14 protein-coding genes and 1 riboswitch are annotated in these 15,001 nt (G+C 53.9%); of the genes, 13 read left to right on the top strand and 1 reads right to left on the bottom strand.

The genetic code is table 11. The features are described 5' to 3' along the window. Positions 1 to 28 precede the first annotated feature (28 nt). The 3 genes from KIK84_RS03080 (at position 29) to serB (ending at position 3,105) form a co-directional block, all read left to right on the top strand. Positions 29 to 1,222, top strand: a complete 1,194-nt coding sequence (locus tag KIK84_RS03080; RefSeq protein ID WP_214121486.1) for a GGDEF domain-containing protein — start codon at positions 29 to 31, stop codon at positions 1,220 to 1,222. Between the two features lie 40 nt (positions 1,223 to 1,262). Beyond that, entirely contained in the window at positions 1,263 to 2,324 is a 1,062-nt protein-coding gene (locus KIK84_RS03075) for an endonuclease/exonuclease/phosphatase family protein (RefSeq protein ID WP_214121485.1), read from the top strand. Positions 2,325 to 2,388: 64 nt separating this feature from the next. After that, complete coding sequence (serB, locus tag KIK84_RS03070; protein ID WP_214121484.1) at positions 2,389 to 3,105, top strand: phosphoserine phosphatase SerB; 717 nt, start codon at positions 2,389 to 2,391, stop codon at positions 3,103 to 3,105. Here serB and KIK84_RS03065 read toward each other — a convergent pair. Beyond that, a complete protein-coding gene (locus tag KIK84_RS03065) occupies positions 3,102 to 4,289 on the bottom strand; it encodes an aminotransferase-like domain-containing protein (protein WP_214121483.1) in 1,188 nt (395 codons plus the stop codon). The genes serB and KIK84_RS03065 overlap by 4 nt on opposite strands. Positions 4,290 to 4,434: 145 nt before the next feature. Here KIK84_RS03065 and KIK84_RS03060 point away from each other — a divergent pair, with 145 nt between their 5' ends. The 10 genes from KIK84_RS03060 to KIK84_RS03015 all read left to right on the top strand — a co-directional run bounded on the left by KIK84_RS03060 (position 4,435) and on the right by KIK84_RS03015 (position 14,997). Next, positions 4,435 to 5,241 carry an HDOD domain-containing protein gene (locus KIK84_RS03060; protein WP_214121482.1) on the top strand — a complete coding sequence of 269 codons (807 nt, stop codon included), beginning with the start codon at positions 4,435 to 4,437 and terminating at the stop codon, positions 5,239 to 5,241. Further along, a complete protein-coding gene (gene nth, locus KIK84_RS03055) occupies positions 5,238 to 5,873 on the top strand; it encodes an endonuclease III (RefSeq protein ID WP_214121481.1) in 636 nt (211 codons plus the stop codon). Before KIK84_RS03060 ends, nth begins: the two co-directional genes overlap by 4 nt. 297 nt (positions 5,874 to 6,170) lie before the next feature. Beyond that, positions 6,171 to 6,971: a lytic transglycosylase domain-containing protein gene (locus tag KIK84_RS03050; protein ID WP_250207693.1), complete on the top strand. Its 801-nt coding sequence runs from the start codon at positions 6,171 to 6,173 to the stop codon at positions 6,969 to 6,971. Between the two features lie 4 nt (positions 6,972 to 6,975). After that, positions 6,976 to 7,089: riboswitch (ZMP/ZTP riboswitch) on the top strand. 37 nt (positions 7,090 to 7,126) lie between these two features. Beyond that, entirely contained in the window at positions 7,127 to 8,374 is a 1,248-nt protein-coding gene (gene glyA, locus KIK84_RS03045; protein WP_214121480.1) for a serine hydroxymethyltransferase, read from the top strand. Positions 8,375 to 8,380: 6 nt separating this feature from the next. Then, positions 8,381 to 8,830 (top strand): transcriptional regulator NrdR, encoded by a 450-nt coding sequence (nrdR, locus tag KIK84_RS03040; RefSeq protein ID WP_214121479.1) that lies wholly within the window; start codon positions 8,381 to 8,383, stop codon positions 8,828 to 8,830. Positions 8,831 to 8,927: 97 nt separating this feature from the next. Next, on the top strand, positions 8,928 to 9,482 hold the full coding sequence (locus KIK84_RS03035; protein ID WP_214121598.1) for a GspH/FimT family pseudopilin: 555 nt from the start codon (positions 8,928 to 8,930) through the stop codon (positions 9,480 to 9,482). Further along, complete coding sequence (pilV, locus tag KIK84_RS03030; RefSeq protein ID WP_349815889.1) at positions 9,473 to 10,033, top strand: type IV pilus modification protein PilV; 561 nt, start codon at positions 9,473 to 9,475, stop codon at positions 10,031 to 10,033. The genes KIK84_RS03035 and pilV overlap by 10 nt, the downstream gene beginning before the upstream one ends. 25 nt (positions 10,034 to 10,058) lie before the next feature. Beyond that, entirely contained in the window at positions 10,059 to 10,832 is a 774-nt protein-coding gene (locus tag KIK84_RS03025; RefSeq protein WP_214121477.1) for a PilW family protein, read from the top strand. Continuing rightward, a complete protein-coding gene (locus tag KIK84_RS03020; RefSeq protein WP_214121476.1) occupies positions 10,829 to 11,620 on the top strand; it encodes a pilus assembly protein in 792 nt (263 codons plus the stop codon). The genes KIK84_RS03025 and KIK84_RS03020 overlap by 4 nt, the downstream gene beginning before the upstream one ends. Positions 11,621 to 12,525: 905 nt before the next feature. Continuing rightward, on the top strand, positions 12,526 to 14,997 hold the full coding sequence (locus KIK84_RS03015) for a pilus assembly protein (RefSeq protein ID WP_214121475.1): 2,472 nt from the start codon (positions 12,526 to 12,528) through the stop codon (positions 14,995 to 14,997). The last annotated feature ends 4 nt before the right edge of the window (positions 14,998 to 15,001 follow it).

Here is a 15,001-nt window from a genome sequence, read left to right as displayed (position 1 = left end):
GGTCACACACCAAGCAGCGGGAAGCGTCATGTCGCTAGACCCCACCACACTGATCATCATCAACGTCGCCAACGTATTGGTCATAGCGACGGCCTTGCCCCTCATCATGGGGCAAGGCCTGAGCACTGCCGCCGCCAGAGGGCGCCGATCCTTGATATTCAATGCTGGCGCGTGGATTTGCATGCTGCTTTCCTCACTGTGGAGTGGCCTCTCGCCCAACTTGATTTTGTCCACCATGGCCATGGGCTTGCTATCGGCCAGCCAGTGGTCGCTGTACCGGGCTTTGGAAAACTGGCTAGGCCCTCGCCCGCTGCGCAAATGGCTCATGCTGCTGGCTTGGATCATGCCCGCAGGCTACGCACTGAGTTTTACCAACTACCAAGTGCGCGTGGGTTGGTCTAATTTGCTGCTCGCCGGTCAAATACTGATCGTGTCCCGAGCCTGTCTGTACCCCCTGAACAAAGAGTTTGGCCACACATCGTGGCGCTACCCCATGTTCGGATGCTTGCTTGTCATGGCGGTATTCACCACCGCACGTGGGGTGTTGGGTGCGTGGTTTACCGAGCTGTACCCCTACTTTCTAGCGCCATCCCCGGTGAACTTAGGTGCTTTGGTCTGTGCCAATATGACCTTGGTTTTAGGTGCCATGAGTATTTTGGCAGCCTGGCGTGAAGAGGCTCACCAACAACTGCATTTGCTCACCATCACCGATCCGTTGACCGGTTTACTCAACCGCAACGGATGGACGCAACAAGCCCACAAAGCCATCCAACAAGCACAGCAGCGGCACACATCGGTCTCTGTATTGATGCTGGACTTGGATTATTTCAAGCTCATCAACGACCGCTACGGCCACGAAACGGGCGATGCGGCATTGCGCTTTTTTGGGCATGCCATGCAGCAATGCCAGCGCCCGGGCGACTTGCTGGCCCGTATCGGTGGGGAAGAGTTTTGTGTGCTGCTCATGGATGCAGATACCTCCACTGCCAGCAGCTTTGACAAAAGTCTGCGCGAGGCACTCAACAGCTTGGACACCGATCTGCTGCCGTCAGTCCTGAGCTTTAGCGCCGGCCACACGCTGTACCAAGGCCATCAAGACACTTTGGAAGCGGCCATGGCCCGTGCAGATAGCGCGCTGTACCGCGCCAAAGCGGCTGGCAGAGGACAACTTGCCTCGGATTACGCCAGTAACCCGAGGGTTCACGCTTTGGCTTCTTTATGATGCAGCCCCTGCAACAGCCTGGGCCTCAAGGGACGATGGCATGAAAACCGCAACCACCAACACCGCTGCATACACATGGAAAAACCTGCGCCTTGCCGCTGTAGGCCTGCTGCTCCTTGCCCATCTGGGCTTGGTGTTGCTGCAATCTTCGGGCTGGTTTCCTTTATGGCTGTCTGAGTTATCCCTGTTCGTGCCGTATTACTGGGTGCTGCCCTTGCTGCTACTGGCCCCCCTGTTGGCTGTGGGTCTGCACTGGTCGCTAGGCGTGTTGGCACTGGCCAGTCTGCTGTGGTTTGCCACCAGCACCATGGGCATGCAGTGGAACATGGCTACACCCACGGCCTCCGACGGAACCCGGCTGCGGGTGATGACCTACAACGTCAAAGCACGCGATGCCAAACACCGTGCCAATGGCTTTGAAGAAATTGAAAACGAAGTGCGCAGCCACCAGCCCGATGTGGTGGCGCTGCAAGACGCCAATGGCTGGCTACCCGAACGATCCAATGCCGCCCCGATAGAAGCCAGGCCTTTATTTGGATTGCCCAACGTGGTGGTGCAAGGCCAGTACGTGTTGGCCAGCCGCTATCCACTGCAGCAGTGTGAAACGGGCTTACTGACCAAGACAGACCCCAGCCACACCTACCTGCGCTGCAGCATGCAGGTGGGTCAGCAAAGCATCACGGTAGCCACGGCGCACTTTGTCTCCCCCCGCTGGGCACTGACTGCCACCAAAGAAACACTGGGAACGGGGTTGGAAGACTGGAAACAGAACGTGGCCACCCGCATGGCCCAAGCGGGAGGCTTGGTCAGTGACTTGATTCGGCAACCCCGCCCCTTGCTAGTGCTAGGAGATTTGAACTCCCCCCCCAACTCGGAAGCGCTGGCATTGGTGCAACGCTTGGGTTTGCGTGACGCCTTCAACGAAGCTGGCAAGGGCTGGGGATTTACGCACGGGCACTCCTTGAACAAAGGCTTGGACTTTTTGCGCATAGACCACATTCTGACCAGCGCTGAATTTGCCATTGCCAGCAGCACCGTGGGTGGAAGCGAAGCCTCTCAACACAATCCCGTTGTGGCCGAAATCGTGCTCAAACCCTTATAGAACAAGCTCAAGCAGCTATCAATTTGATAGCAATTCAACACTGTATTCATTACCCCATCGATCCATGTCCAGCTCTGAAATCTCCCCCGGCCTCGTCGTCCAAAACTTGCCCAAGGCTTTGCGCTTGCGCGACTACAAACTCATCGCGTTTGACATGGACTCCACACTGATCAACATCGAGTGCATCGACGAGATTGCCGATGCAGTAGGCCGCAAGGCCCAAGTGGCGGCCATTACCGAAGCGGCTATGCGCGGTGAAATCACCGATTTCAAAGACAGCCTGCGCCGCCGTTTGGCCCTGCTGCAAGGCGTGACCGTGGCCGATTTGGAGGCGGTAAAAACCGAGCGGCTGCGCCTGAACCCCGGCGCAGCCGCCTTGGTGGCTGCGTGCAAGCAGGCAGGACTGAAGGTATTGCTGGTCAGCGGTGGTTTTACCTACTTTGCGTCGCACGTGTGCGAATTGCTGGGCATTGACTTCATGCGATCCAATGCGCTGCAGATAGAAAACGGCGCGCTCACAGGGGGGCTAGAACAGCAGGCTTGGGGCGAAATTTGCGACGGAGCCGAAAAACGCCGTACGCTGCTGGAGGTGGCCTCGCTCTTGAACATCCGCCCTGAGCAGTGCATTGCCATGGGTGACGGTGCAAATGACCTGCCCATGATGGGCGCAGCGGGCCTGTCGGTGGCCTACCACGCCAAACCTGCCGTGCGTGAGAAAGCCCATGTGGCTATCAACGCAGGCGGTTTGGATCGTTTGCTGCAAGTGCTAAGCAGCGATTAAAGCGCTTGCTTGAGGCGGGCAATACCCTCCTCAATCTTGGCTTCGTCGGCCGTGGCAAAGCTCAGGCGCAACGTGGCTGTGTCGGGGTTGTGCGCGTAAAACGGCGTACCGGGAACGAATGCCACCAGTTTTTCAATCGCGCGCTTGGCCAAAGCAGCCGCATCGGCATCGGTGCCGTTAGCCCCCGTCAAGCGCGCCCAGAAAAACATGCCTCCCAAGGGTTGGTTAAAGCTAATCGCTTCGCCCAACTCAGCGCGCAAGCACTGCCCCATGCGCGCGGCGCGTTTGGCATAGGTCTGGCGTACGGCATCCAGCGCGGCTGGCATGCGTTGCAATTTCAAATACTCGGCCACGATGGCTTGTGACAAATTGCTGGTATGCGCATCGCTGAATTGCTTGCACATGGTGGCTTTGGCCAATAACTCGGGTTGGGCAATGAGCCAGCCCACGCGCAAACCGGGGCTGAGCACTTTGCTAAAGCTACCGCAGTAGGCAATCCATTCGCGGCTACCGGGCACTTGGGCGCTCAAGGCCAGCAAGCTGGGCGGCGCTGGTTGATCAAAGTGCAGTTCGCCATAGGGATCGTCTTCCACCACCAGGGTTTGGGTGCGGGCAGCCAATTCCAAGATGCGTACACGGCGCTCTTGGCTCAGCATGGCACCGCTGGGGTTGGCAAATGAAGGAATCAAGTACACCAGCTTGGGCTTGTGCTCGGCAATCAAACGTTCCAGCGCATCAACATCCACGCCATGGGCGTCAATCGGCGCACCAACAACCTTGGCACCATACAAGCGGAAGCACTGGATGGTGGCCAAAAAGGTGGGGGCTTCGACGATCACGACATCACCAGGGGAAATCATGGTTTTGCCAATCAGATCCAAGGCCTGCTGGCTACCTGTCGTCGCAATGAGTCCATCAGAGGCCACCTGCACCCCTTTGGCAGCCATATAGGCGGGCAATGCCTCACGCAATGTGGGAAAGCCTTCGGTGGCACCGTATTGCAGAACAGCTCCAGGCTGCTCGCGCAGCACCGTGTCAGTGGCTTGGCGAATGCCCTCCACATCAAACAAAGTGGGATCAGGGAAACCGCCAGCAAAGCTGATGATGCCGGGCTTACCCAGCAGTTTGAATAGCTCGCGGATAGCGGAGGTTTCGACGTTTTGAAGGCGGTCAGCAAATTGCATAGTGAAAGCGGTTTCTCGTGTTTTCAATTGGTAACCGAAAAGTGCGTTAACCCCTAGCAACGAAGGGCAACCCAACATACGGCATGGGGTAAATTGTGACCCAAAGCAGCGATCAATCTGCCCAAATTACACACAGGAGGTATGCATGTCGTCATTGGATTCATTTTTTGCCAGCGTGAAGTTGCCCGCCATGTCTGAGGTGGCGCACGACCTGATTAGAACTTTGGACGATGACAGTGCCTCTGTAGGCGATGTCACTGACATCATCGCCCGTGACCCGTCGCTTACCGCCAAATTGCTGCGCCTTGCCAATTCAGCCCAGTTTGGCCTGCCACGGGGTGTGGCGACACTGGACGATGCCATCACCATGGTGGGCATGGCCAAGGTTCGCACCCTGTGCCTAGGGGCTTGCCTGAGCGAATCCTTTCCCGTGGTGCCGGGCTTGGATCGCAAAGAATTCTGGCAAACCAGCATGGCTTGCGCAGGCTATGCCCAGTGGTTAGCCAACGGTTTGGGCTCCGATCCCCAAGTAGCTTGGCTGACTGGCATGATGATGCGCTTGGGAGAGTTGTTGATCGCGCAAGCTGAACCCGCTGTATTGGCCGAGATCGAGCGACTACCCCACTTTCCAGGTGGACGCTGGGAGCGTGAGCAAAATTTGACTGGCTTTACCGAATGCCAAATCACCGCCGAATTGGCGCGCCGCTGGAATTTCCCCAAAACCATGGTGGAAGCCTTGCAATGCGCCTACGATCCGATGGCAACGCCCCATTTTTCCCGCTTAGGAGCCATCTTGCACCTGTCAGAATTGCTGGCCGAAACGGAATCTGCCTCACCCGATAGCTTGGATAGCCTGCCGCAAGATGTAATCAAGGCATTGCTGCTGCAACCCGAGTGGATGCGCAATAAATTCCCGAGCCGCGATACTTTTATTGACATTACTGCCTCGTGAAACGATCTGACGTAGAAACGCTGTTTGCCACTTTTGCACAAGCCAACCCGCATCCACAAACGGAACTGGAATACACCACACCGTTTGAATTGCTGGTGGCTGTGCTCCTGAGCGCCCAAGCCACCGATGTGGGGGTAAACAAAGCCACGCGCAAGCTGTTTCCCGTCGCCAACACTCCGGCCCAAATATTGGCATTGGGCCAAGAAGGGCTTGAATCTTTCATACAAACCATTGGTCTGTACCGCAGCAAAGCCAAGCACCTGCTCCAAACCTGCCAAATGCTGCTGGACTTGCACCACGGTGAAGTACCTGCAAGCCGTGAAGCCTTGGAAGCGCTACCCGGCGTAGGACGAAAAACAGCCAATGTGGTTCTGAATGTAGCCTTTGGTCACCCCACCATGGCGGTGGATACGCATATATTCAGAGTCAGCAACCGCTTAGGACTCGCTAAAGGCAAAACCCCTCTGGCTGTCGAACTCGGACTGCTCAAAGCCATTCCCGAGCCCTACAAAGTCCATGCACACCATTGGCTGATTTTGCATGGCCGCTATGTCTGCAAAGCACGCAAACCGCAATGTCCCGAATGCGCGGTATCCACGGTCTGCGCCTACAAGCCCAAGACTGAAAACTGAACTTTTCCCATCGCTTGCGACCGCACTTAGCGCGGCTTGCTATACAGCAAACAAAACAACCAAAAGAAATATAAAATCGATTTTTATGGTTTGCTTTGAAATAAGGCAACCTTTAGAATCCGTCCTGCTCTGATTGAGCAAGCAACTTTCGCCGCTGCCCACCGGCATTCATCTCAGGCCATTACCCTGCACCCACAGTCGGTGCCGTGCCTGTAGATAGCGTACCAACCCAAACGAAACATACATAGGCTTTGCGATTAGCAAGCATGTGCGTGTTGCGCCCAAGAAGGAAAAGCTATGACAGCGACTCACAACATGAAGAGCATGCGTTTCAAAGGTCTGACCTTGCTGCGCCAATTGCTCGCCGTAACCCACAACGGATTTGCTTTGCTAGGCCTGTCGGTCTTGCTCAGTGGCTCTGTAGTGCTTTTTCAACCCGAAGTTCGTGCTCAAGTCATGAACGTGGCATCCCAACTGATGGGAGCCTCCACTGACAACTCAAGCGCTGTGGTTGCAGACTTGCAAGCAGCAGACCGTGCTACAGCCACCAGCCCTCGCAGTTTGCCCAAGCAACAAGCGGCCCTAGCCCAATGGCTGAGCAAACGCTACAACGTAGCCCCTGAACCCATCAGTGCACTGGTGAGCGAGGCTTATGCCGTAGGCAACCGACAAAACATGAATCCCACGCTGATTCTGGCCGTGATGGCTATCGAATCAGGCTTCAACCCCTTTGCCCAAAGCCATGTGGGGGCACAAGGTCTGATGCAAGTCATGACCAAAGTGCACAGCGACAAGTACGACCAGTACGGAGGCAAGTTGGCTGCCTTTGACCCCTTGGCCAACGTACGCGTGGGAGCCCAAGTCCTCAATGAGTGCATTCGCCGTGAAGGCTCTATTGAAGGTGGTTTGAAGTGCTATGTGGGCGCCAGCAGCATGGACAACGATGGCGGCTATTCGGCCAAAGTGCTCTCTATGCAAGCCAAATTGGATTCGGTTGCTACAGGGCGTCCTGTGCCGACCAGTGAAACCGCTGCCGCAACCAGCAAAGCAAACGAGACCCTACTCACCATGGCTGATGAGGGCCATTTGCTCCGTTAGAATCGCAGACGCACACAACTGGCGATAGGCATCAATTGACGATGTGAGGTGGGGTACCACCAGGGAGTGTGCCGCACACCAACATATGTGCGTTATGCCGTGCGCCTGGGTAGCCCTGCTGAAAACGCCAGGGTCTCCATCAGTTAAGGATTGCCATGTACAACCGCAACATTCTTGTCGAACAGACAGACCCCGAACTGTGGGCTGCCATCCAGGCAGAAAACGCCCGCCAAGAAGACCATATTGAACTGATTGCCAGCGAAAACTACACATCGCCAGCCGTGATGGCCGCCCAAGGCTCTCAGTTAACCAACAAATACGCTGAAGGTTACCCCGGCAAACGCTACTACGGCGGTTGCGAATACGTCGATGTGGTCGAACAACTGGCGATTGATCGCCTCAAGACCTTGTATGGAGCCTCTTTCGCCAACGTGCAGCCCAACTCTGGCTCCCAAGCCAACCAAGGCGTGTTTTTCGCCTTGCTGCAACCGGGCGACACCATCATGGGCATGAGCTTGGCCGAAGGCGGTCACTTGACCCACGGCATGTCACTGAATATGAGTGGCAAATGGTTCAATGTCATTTCCTACGGTCTGAACGCCAAGGAAGAGATCGATTACGATGCCATGGAAGCCTTGGCTCGCGAGAAAAAACCCAAGCTCATCATCGCTGGCGCATCGGCCTATTCGCTGCGCATCGACTTTGAGCGCTTTGGAAAAATCGCCAAAGAAATCGGCGCTTACTTCATGGTCGACATGGCCCACTACGCAGGCCTGATCGCCGCAGGTGTCTATCCCAACCCCCTGCCCTATGCCGATGTGGTGACATCGACCACCCACAAGAGCCTGCGCGGCCCACGTGGTGGCATTATTCTGACCAACAATGAAGAGATCGCGAAAAAGATCAATTCGGCAATTTTCCCTGGTATCCAAGGTGGCCCGTTGATGCATGTCATCGCTGGTAAGGCGGTGGCATTCAAAGAGGCACTCAGCCCTGAGTTCAAGGCGTACCAAGAGCAAGTCGTCAAAAATGCCAAGGTGTTGGCTGACACCCTCATCGAGCGCGGCCTGCGCATCGTTTCTGGAGGAACAGAAAGCCACGTCATGCTGGTGGATCTGCGCCCCAAAAACCTGACCGGCAAGGAAGCTGAGGCCATTTTGGGTGCTGCCCATATGACCTGCAACAAGAACGGCATCCCGAACGATCCACAAAAACCCATGATTACCAGCGGTATCCGTTTGGGAACACCAGCCATGACCACCCGTGGTTTCAAAGAGGAGCAAGTTCGCCAGACTGCCAATCTGATTGCTGATGTGCTGGACAACCCACACGACGAAAGCAACTTGGCTGCTGTGCGTGAGAAGGTAGCAGCACTCACTGCAGCCTTCCCTGTTTATCGGTAAACCACTATGAAATGCCCCTTCTGCAGCCACCCGGATACCCAAGTTGTGGAAACCCGTGTGTCTGAAGATGGGGCTTTCATCAGGCGTCGCAGGCAATGCCATGCTTGCGACAAGCGCTTTACCACCTACGAACGCCCTGACGTCACATTCCCCACCATCGTCAAGAAAGATGGACAACGGGTCGAATACAAACGCGAGAAATTACTCGCATCCATGCAACTGGCCCTGCGCAAACGGCCAGTGAGCACCGAGCAGATAGACAGCGCGATTGAGCGCATCGAAGAAAAACTGCTCAATCTAGCGCAACGCGAAGTTGCATCCAACCGCCTTGGCGAACTCGTGATGCGTGAACTCAAGAAACTAGACCAAGTGGGCTACGTCCGCTTTGCCAGCGTGTACCGCAGTTTTGAAGACATTGATGAATTCAAGACACTGGTGGATGAAGTGCGCAAATAAACACCAAGACAACGCGAACAGCCCGTTTATCTGCTGATTCTGCCGCTCATCCTTCCCACGCTTCACAAAGAATACCCAATCAATCCATGATGCATTCATGGATTTACATATCAAAAAAGCCACAACACAACGCACGCAAGGCTTTAGCGCCATTGAGTTGCTGATTGTGATTGGAATCGTAGTCATATTGGCTGCATTGGCAGCACCATCATTCTCAACAGCAATCGACAGATACCGCATCAACAGCGCGAAAGACGAATTGATTGCGGCCATCCAATTTGCCCGCATGGAGTCTGTACGGCGCGGTGTACAGGTTTCACTGATTCGCACAACAGGTTGCGGGGCAACTTTGACTGATAGCGACGACTGGAGCTGTGGTTACCAAGTATTCGTTGACAGCAATGCCAATGGCTCCTTAAACACAGGGGAGTTAACCCTGCAAACATTCAACTATCCGAAGAACTATAACTTGATGCATACGGGCCTAGGAGCATCCCTTCGAATGAATATTTGGGGTTTGCCTGTAACCACAGGGCAGAAGTTTGTTTTCACCCCCACCGCAGCAGGAGTTGCATCAGGAGCAACAACAACTGTTTGCATTAGTTCAGGAGGCAGACTCCGAACACTTGCCGGAGAAGCCACATGTCAATAAATACATACAACGGCCATATAGCTCTTAGCAAGCAAAGAAAACAAAGTGGCATGACCCTCATTGAGTCATTAATCGCCTTATTGGTATTAGCGGTTGGGCTACTGGGTTTAGCAGGCGTTCAAGCACGCATGCTGGTTGAAAACAGAACATCCAATCAACGAGCAGTCGCCATCAGCTTGATTGACGACATGTTCAACCGCATGCGCAACAACAGAGACGCGGCAACTGCAGGAGGCTATACATCAGACTGGAGTGCAACAGTAGCCGTACAAAATTGCACATCTACTAGCTGCACCGCTACCCAGCTAGCCCAATCCGACCTCAACCAATGGCGCAGCAATATCAGCGCCTTATTGCCAGGGGGTGATGCGAAGATATTCACGTCATCGACCGATGCTCGCCAAATTGGGATTGCCATAGCTTGGCCCGCCAACGAATCCAGTGCTGCCAGCAGCAGCGCATACACATCACCCTTTGCCATCACTACCGCAAGCCAAGGCGTTGCCTGCCCTGATAACTTGATTTGCCACTTGGTCTATGTACAACCATAAGCACCCCACTCCACGGCGCATACCCATGCGCAACCCCACACGTTCTTGGGGCATTTCGCTCTTGGAGCTGATGATTGGAATTGCCATAGGGATGCTGGTCGTTATTGCCGCCCTAGGCACCATGAGCTTTACCCAAGCAACGTCCTCTACGCTGACGGATAGCACACGCTTGCAACAAAGTGCAGACTTCGTTTTTCGTTCCATGGGATTTCAAGCCACCCAAGCTGGTGCTATTGCGTTAGTTGCAGCAAGCGAGCCATCCCAAGTGGTATTTAGCAATAGCTTTTCTGGGGCTGATCCCAACACGACTGGCAGCAATTTCTTGGCTGCTTATGGAAGCGATGGGGCTGCAATTGGGACATCAGGCATCACTCAACCAGATCGGTTGTTGCTGAGCTATGAGAACGATGGCAATTCACGCGACTGTTTGGGCACTAGCAATGCAACAATCAACCATGTTGACAGCACCTTTTATGTCAGCAATGGTTCTCTGATGTGCCAAAGCATAAACAGCACGACCCTCCCGCAGTCCATCGCCGATGGGGTGGATGACTTCCAAGTTTGGTATGGCATTCAACCTAGTTCAGGCGCCTACCAGTTTGTTACAGCCAGCAATATAGGAACGCTGTGGGGACAGGTGCAAGCGGTGCGCGTTTGCTTAGTGATCAGGGGCGAAAGAGCAGGCAATCCACAACCTGGCCTTTCCCAAACTGGCTGTCAAGGACAGTCTCTAACAGCCGACGGCTACATTCGCCGCGTGTTCTGGCGAACCTTCACGATGCGCAACAAAATACTATGAGAACAATAAAAACCCACTCTTGGCGCAAACAACAAGGTATTTCCTTGTTGATAGTTCTTATATTGTTGCTGCTAACCATTGCAGCAGTTACTGGAGCTTTTAGGGTAGCCAATATCAGTGAGGCCTTTACTGGCAGCAACAGTGACTACCAGCGCACCTATGCGGCGGCCGAGGCACTTATGCAAGATGCCGAAATAGACGTACGCGGCCGACTGCCCCCCTATACAACAGTACAGGCAGATGGATTAGTCGGTACACCATGCAAACCTTCAACAGCAGACCCGTTGTTAACACAAAGCGGCTTTTTTGGTTGCCGCCGTGCGGACAGCACAGTACCGTGGTTTCCGCGTAGCAGTGAAGATTTCGATGTCATAGCCGACATAGTCAATGGCACGGGTAGCGCACGCAGCTGCTTGCAGGGTATTTGCATTCCGACATCACCCACGTTTTACTCACCAGCCATAGAAAATGATTTAAGCACCATGCTCGCCGTCGGTGCTTATTACGGGCAATACACAGGGACATCCCCCGGTAGCGTGACATCCAACCCCGTACTCACCAGCAATACCAGTGCGCCATACGCAAGGTACTGGGTAGAAGTGCTGCCTTACACAACAGCTCCGGCTAACTCAACAACCAGCATGAATCCGCTGGCGGAGGATCTTCGCCCAGACAAGACTTTGCCTTACGTCTATCGCATCACAGTTGTTGCCCAAGGCTTAAAAGCTGGCTCACGCGTAGTACTGAAATCAGTGTTTGTGCCCAGCCCCCTTTCACAAAACAAGTAGCGCCTGAAAACAGGAGATTTGCTATGACCTCTTCTCAATTTCGTATTAAACCCATTCCCACAGCATGCGCTGTGCTGCTCGGCTGGATTGCACAAGCCAGTATGGCCGCACCTTTGGCATTGTCGCAAGTTCCTGCTGGCAACGGGGGCAGAGAACCTGCACCCAATGTGATCGTTACAGTGGATGACTCAGGGTCTATGAGTGAATCCATATCTGATACCGATACCACAGACAAACTTGTTTTGCTAAAAAATTCGCTGCGCGCGGTCTTCGGCAACGGTACATCCAACTCTGGAATTATCGCTGATGGTCGTATCCGATTGGCTTGGCAAGCCATGCACAACAACGGAAACGCACCTGACGCAGGGAGTTTGCAAGCAGGGAAAAAAAATTCAATCGCCTCATTCCAAGGGCAGCACAGACAAGACTTTGAAACCTTTGTTGCAAGTCTAAGCGCTAGAAGTGGTACGCCAAGTTTGAAAATGATGCGCAACGTGTTCAACTATGCAAGTACCACTGGCATCAACAGCATCTGGGCCAACAACCCAGGCGATAGCAACACACAATACCTGTCATGCCGCCGCACGTACCATGTATTTATGAGTGACGGTGGATGGAAAGACCAAGTTATTGCCGATGACAAAGTTATCAGCAATGGTGATAGTGCAACGACTACTCTGCCTGACGAAAAAAGCTACAACATAACTGACAACACCACCCGGGTGTACAGAGATAGCTACGGCGATGCCCAAAACAATTCGGCTGGCACATTCTCCGACTGGGCATTCAGGAGCTGGGCTACCGATTTACAGACCACCCTTACGAACAATGTCCGTACCTTGATTCGTAAACAGGGGACTGAGACCTACAGCACTAGCACATGCTCAGCTGCGAACAACTGTTTTGTGACACCTGAATACTGGAATCCACGCAACAACCCCGCTACTTGGCAACACGTATCAACTTACACCATCGGTTTTGGTGCAGACGCCGTAAGCTGGACTTACCGTAAGGCAGACGGCAATTTTTCCAACTCCACCGCGTCTGCCGATATCAATGGCCGCACCACACCGGCCAACTGGAGTTACAACAACACAACGGGCGACAACTATGGCGGCGACCTGCCCCGCCTAATACAAGGCGAGCTCACGTGGCCAAATGTGGAGGCCAACAAAACAGATTGGACCGATGCTTTATTAAGCAAACGCACCGTGGAGCTTTGGCATGCGGCCATTAACAGCAGAGGCAAGTACTATCCAGTCACCACTGCTGCCGGTTTAACCAACGCATTCACCGACATCATGACCACGGTGATCGCTGACACACAACGCTCCCTAGTATCTATTGCTACCAGCTCCAGCTATCTGCGTTCGGGCCTGAGTGCGTACATAGCTGGCTATGACCCGACCAAATATTCTGGTGCATTAGCTGCCAGACCCATTGATGCCGACTCAGGAGCCATCCAATCGACAGAAACGTGGAACGCAGCTACCTTACTAGACGCACTAACGTCTACTCAACTGTCCAACCGATTCATTGCCACTTACAACGGAAGCAATGGCATCAGTTGGGGCAGTTACAGCACACTGCCCACAGCAATACAAACCAAGCTCAATCAAAACAGCAGCGGTACAGCAGATAGCCTAGGCAGCCAACGCTTTGACTTCATTCGAGGCGTACGTAGCAACGAACAAGCCAATGGCGGCACTCTGCGTGACAGAGGCTCCCGACTGGGAGACATTGTTAATTCCAACATTTGGTACACCGGCAAACCGGCCAGCGGGTATAACTTCAACAATTACAGCGTATTTCGCGGAACCAGCTCCAGCGGAAAAGGCAATCGCACAACCATGCTGTATGTGGGTGCCAATGACGGCATGCTGCACGGCTTTGACGCCAGCACTGGTGCTGAAAAGCTGGCCTACATTCCCTACGGAGTAGCCACAGGCAATCTGCGCGCACTCACCGACACGGGTTACTCGCACCAATACTATGTGGACGGCTCACCATTCACCGGGGATGCTTACCTATCTGATGGCACCAACAGCAACTGGAAAACCATACTGGTGGGCTCGCTAGGTGCAGGTGGCAAAGGTTATTTTGTTTTGGATGTCACTGACCCTGCCAACTTCACCACGAGCAACGTGGGTAGCCTTGTCATCACCGACACCACCGCCACCAGCGACGCCGATATCGGCTATATCACATCCCCCCCTGTCACCGACAGCGTCAATGCCAATTTGACCCAGCAAATCGTACGCCTCAACAATGGCCGCTGGGCCGTCATACTGGGTAACGGGGTTAACAGCAGCAACGAAGCGCCTGTGCTGTTGATCCAATATTTGGACGGTGACAAAAGCGTTAAAAAACTATCTCCCTGCACCCAGCCTATTGCAACAAACACCTGCTCTTTCAAAAGTAGCAATGGCCTGTCTTCACCATTGCCTGTTGATCTGAACGGTGACGGCGTGGTCGATGCCGTTTATGCAGGCGACATCCAAGGCAATATGTGGAAGTTCAACCTCGGCTCCATCGATGCAGCCAACTGGTCCACAGCCTTCTCTAACCAACCACTATTCGTGGCCAAACGCAGCAATGTGGCACAACCCATCACCACGGCACCATTTTGGGCACCGCACCCCAACGGAGGTGTGATGCTGGCTTTTGGTACCGGACAAAACCTTACGGACAATGATCGCACCAATACTGCAGTGCAAAGCTACTTCGGCATTTGGGACAACAGTATCTTTGCCACTAACCCTAAGCGGACTGATGGCACCAATGGCGGCATCACCATTACCGATGCCAGCACCACTATCAACACCACCAGTAGCCCTGCCCTGACCAAGTTGCAGCAACAAACCATCAACTCCACCCCTGTAGCCGATACAGGTGGAACCAACTACTACAACTCTACCAGCAACATATTCACCTACGGCACTGGCACTGGGCAAAAAATGGGCTGGTACTTGGATTGGCCACTGAGCGGACAGCGGGTTTTGACCAATACACGCACCTTTGCTGGACAAAAAATTTTGATTCAAACGACCATTCCCAAAGCAGGAGATGTATCAACCACCGAAACCTGCAGCGGTTCACCTGTCGCAGAAAAAAGCTACCAAAGCGTACTTAACCTGTTCTACGGAACACGGCCTGACCAGCCCCCTTTCATCTACTTGAACAGCCAAGGAAACAACGTAGTTAGCGACTCCACCATGGTGGAAACAGGCGCTGGAGATACTGCACTGTTGCGCACTGACGGCAATCCCAAACTGCTGTCGTCCAACTGCCCTGCTGGATCCACCTGTACCTCAAAAACATTCATTTCGGGCAAATCCGTTGGCTTGCGTGCTAGCTGGCGCCAAATCTTGCAATAACAGA

Origin of the sequence: Curvibacter sp. CHRR-16, from assembly GCF_018474005.1 — a bacterium.
Taxonomy (GTDB): domain Bacteria; phylum Pseudomonadota; class Gammaproteobacteria; order Burkholderiales; family Burkholderiaceae_C; genus Allorhodoferax.
Note: the sequence above shows the minus strand (reverse complement) of the source record. Positions and strands in the feature narration are given on the sequence as shown.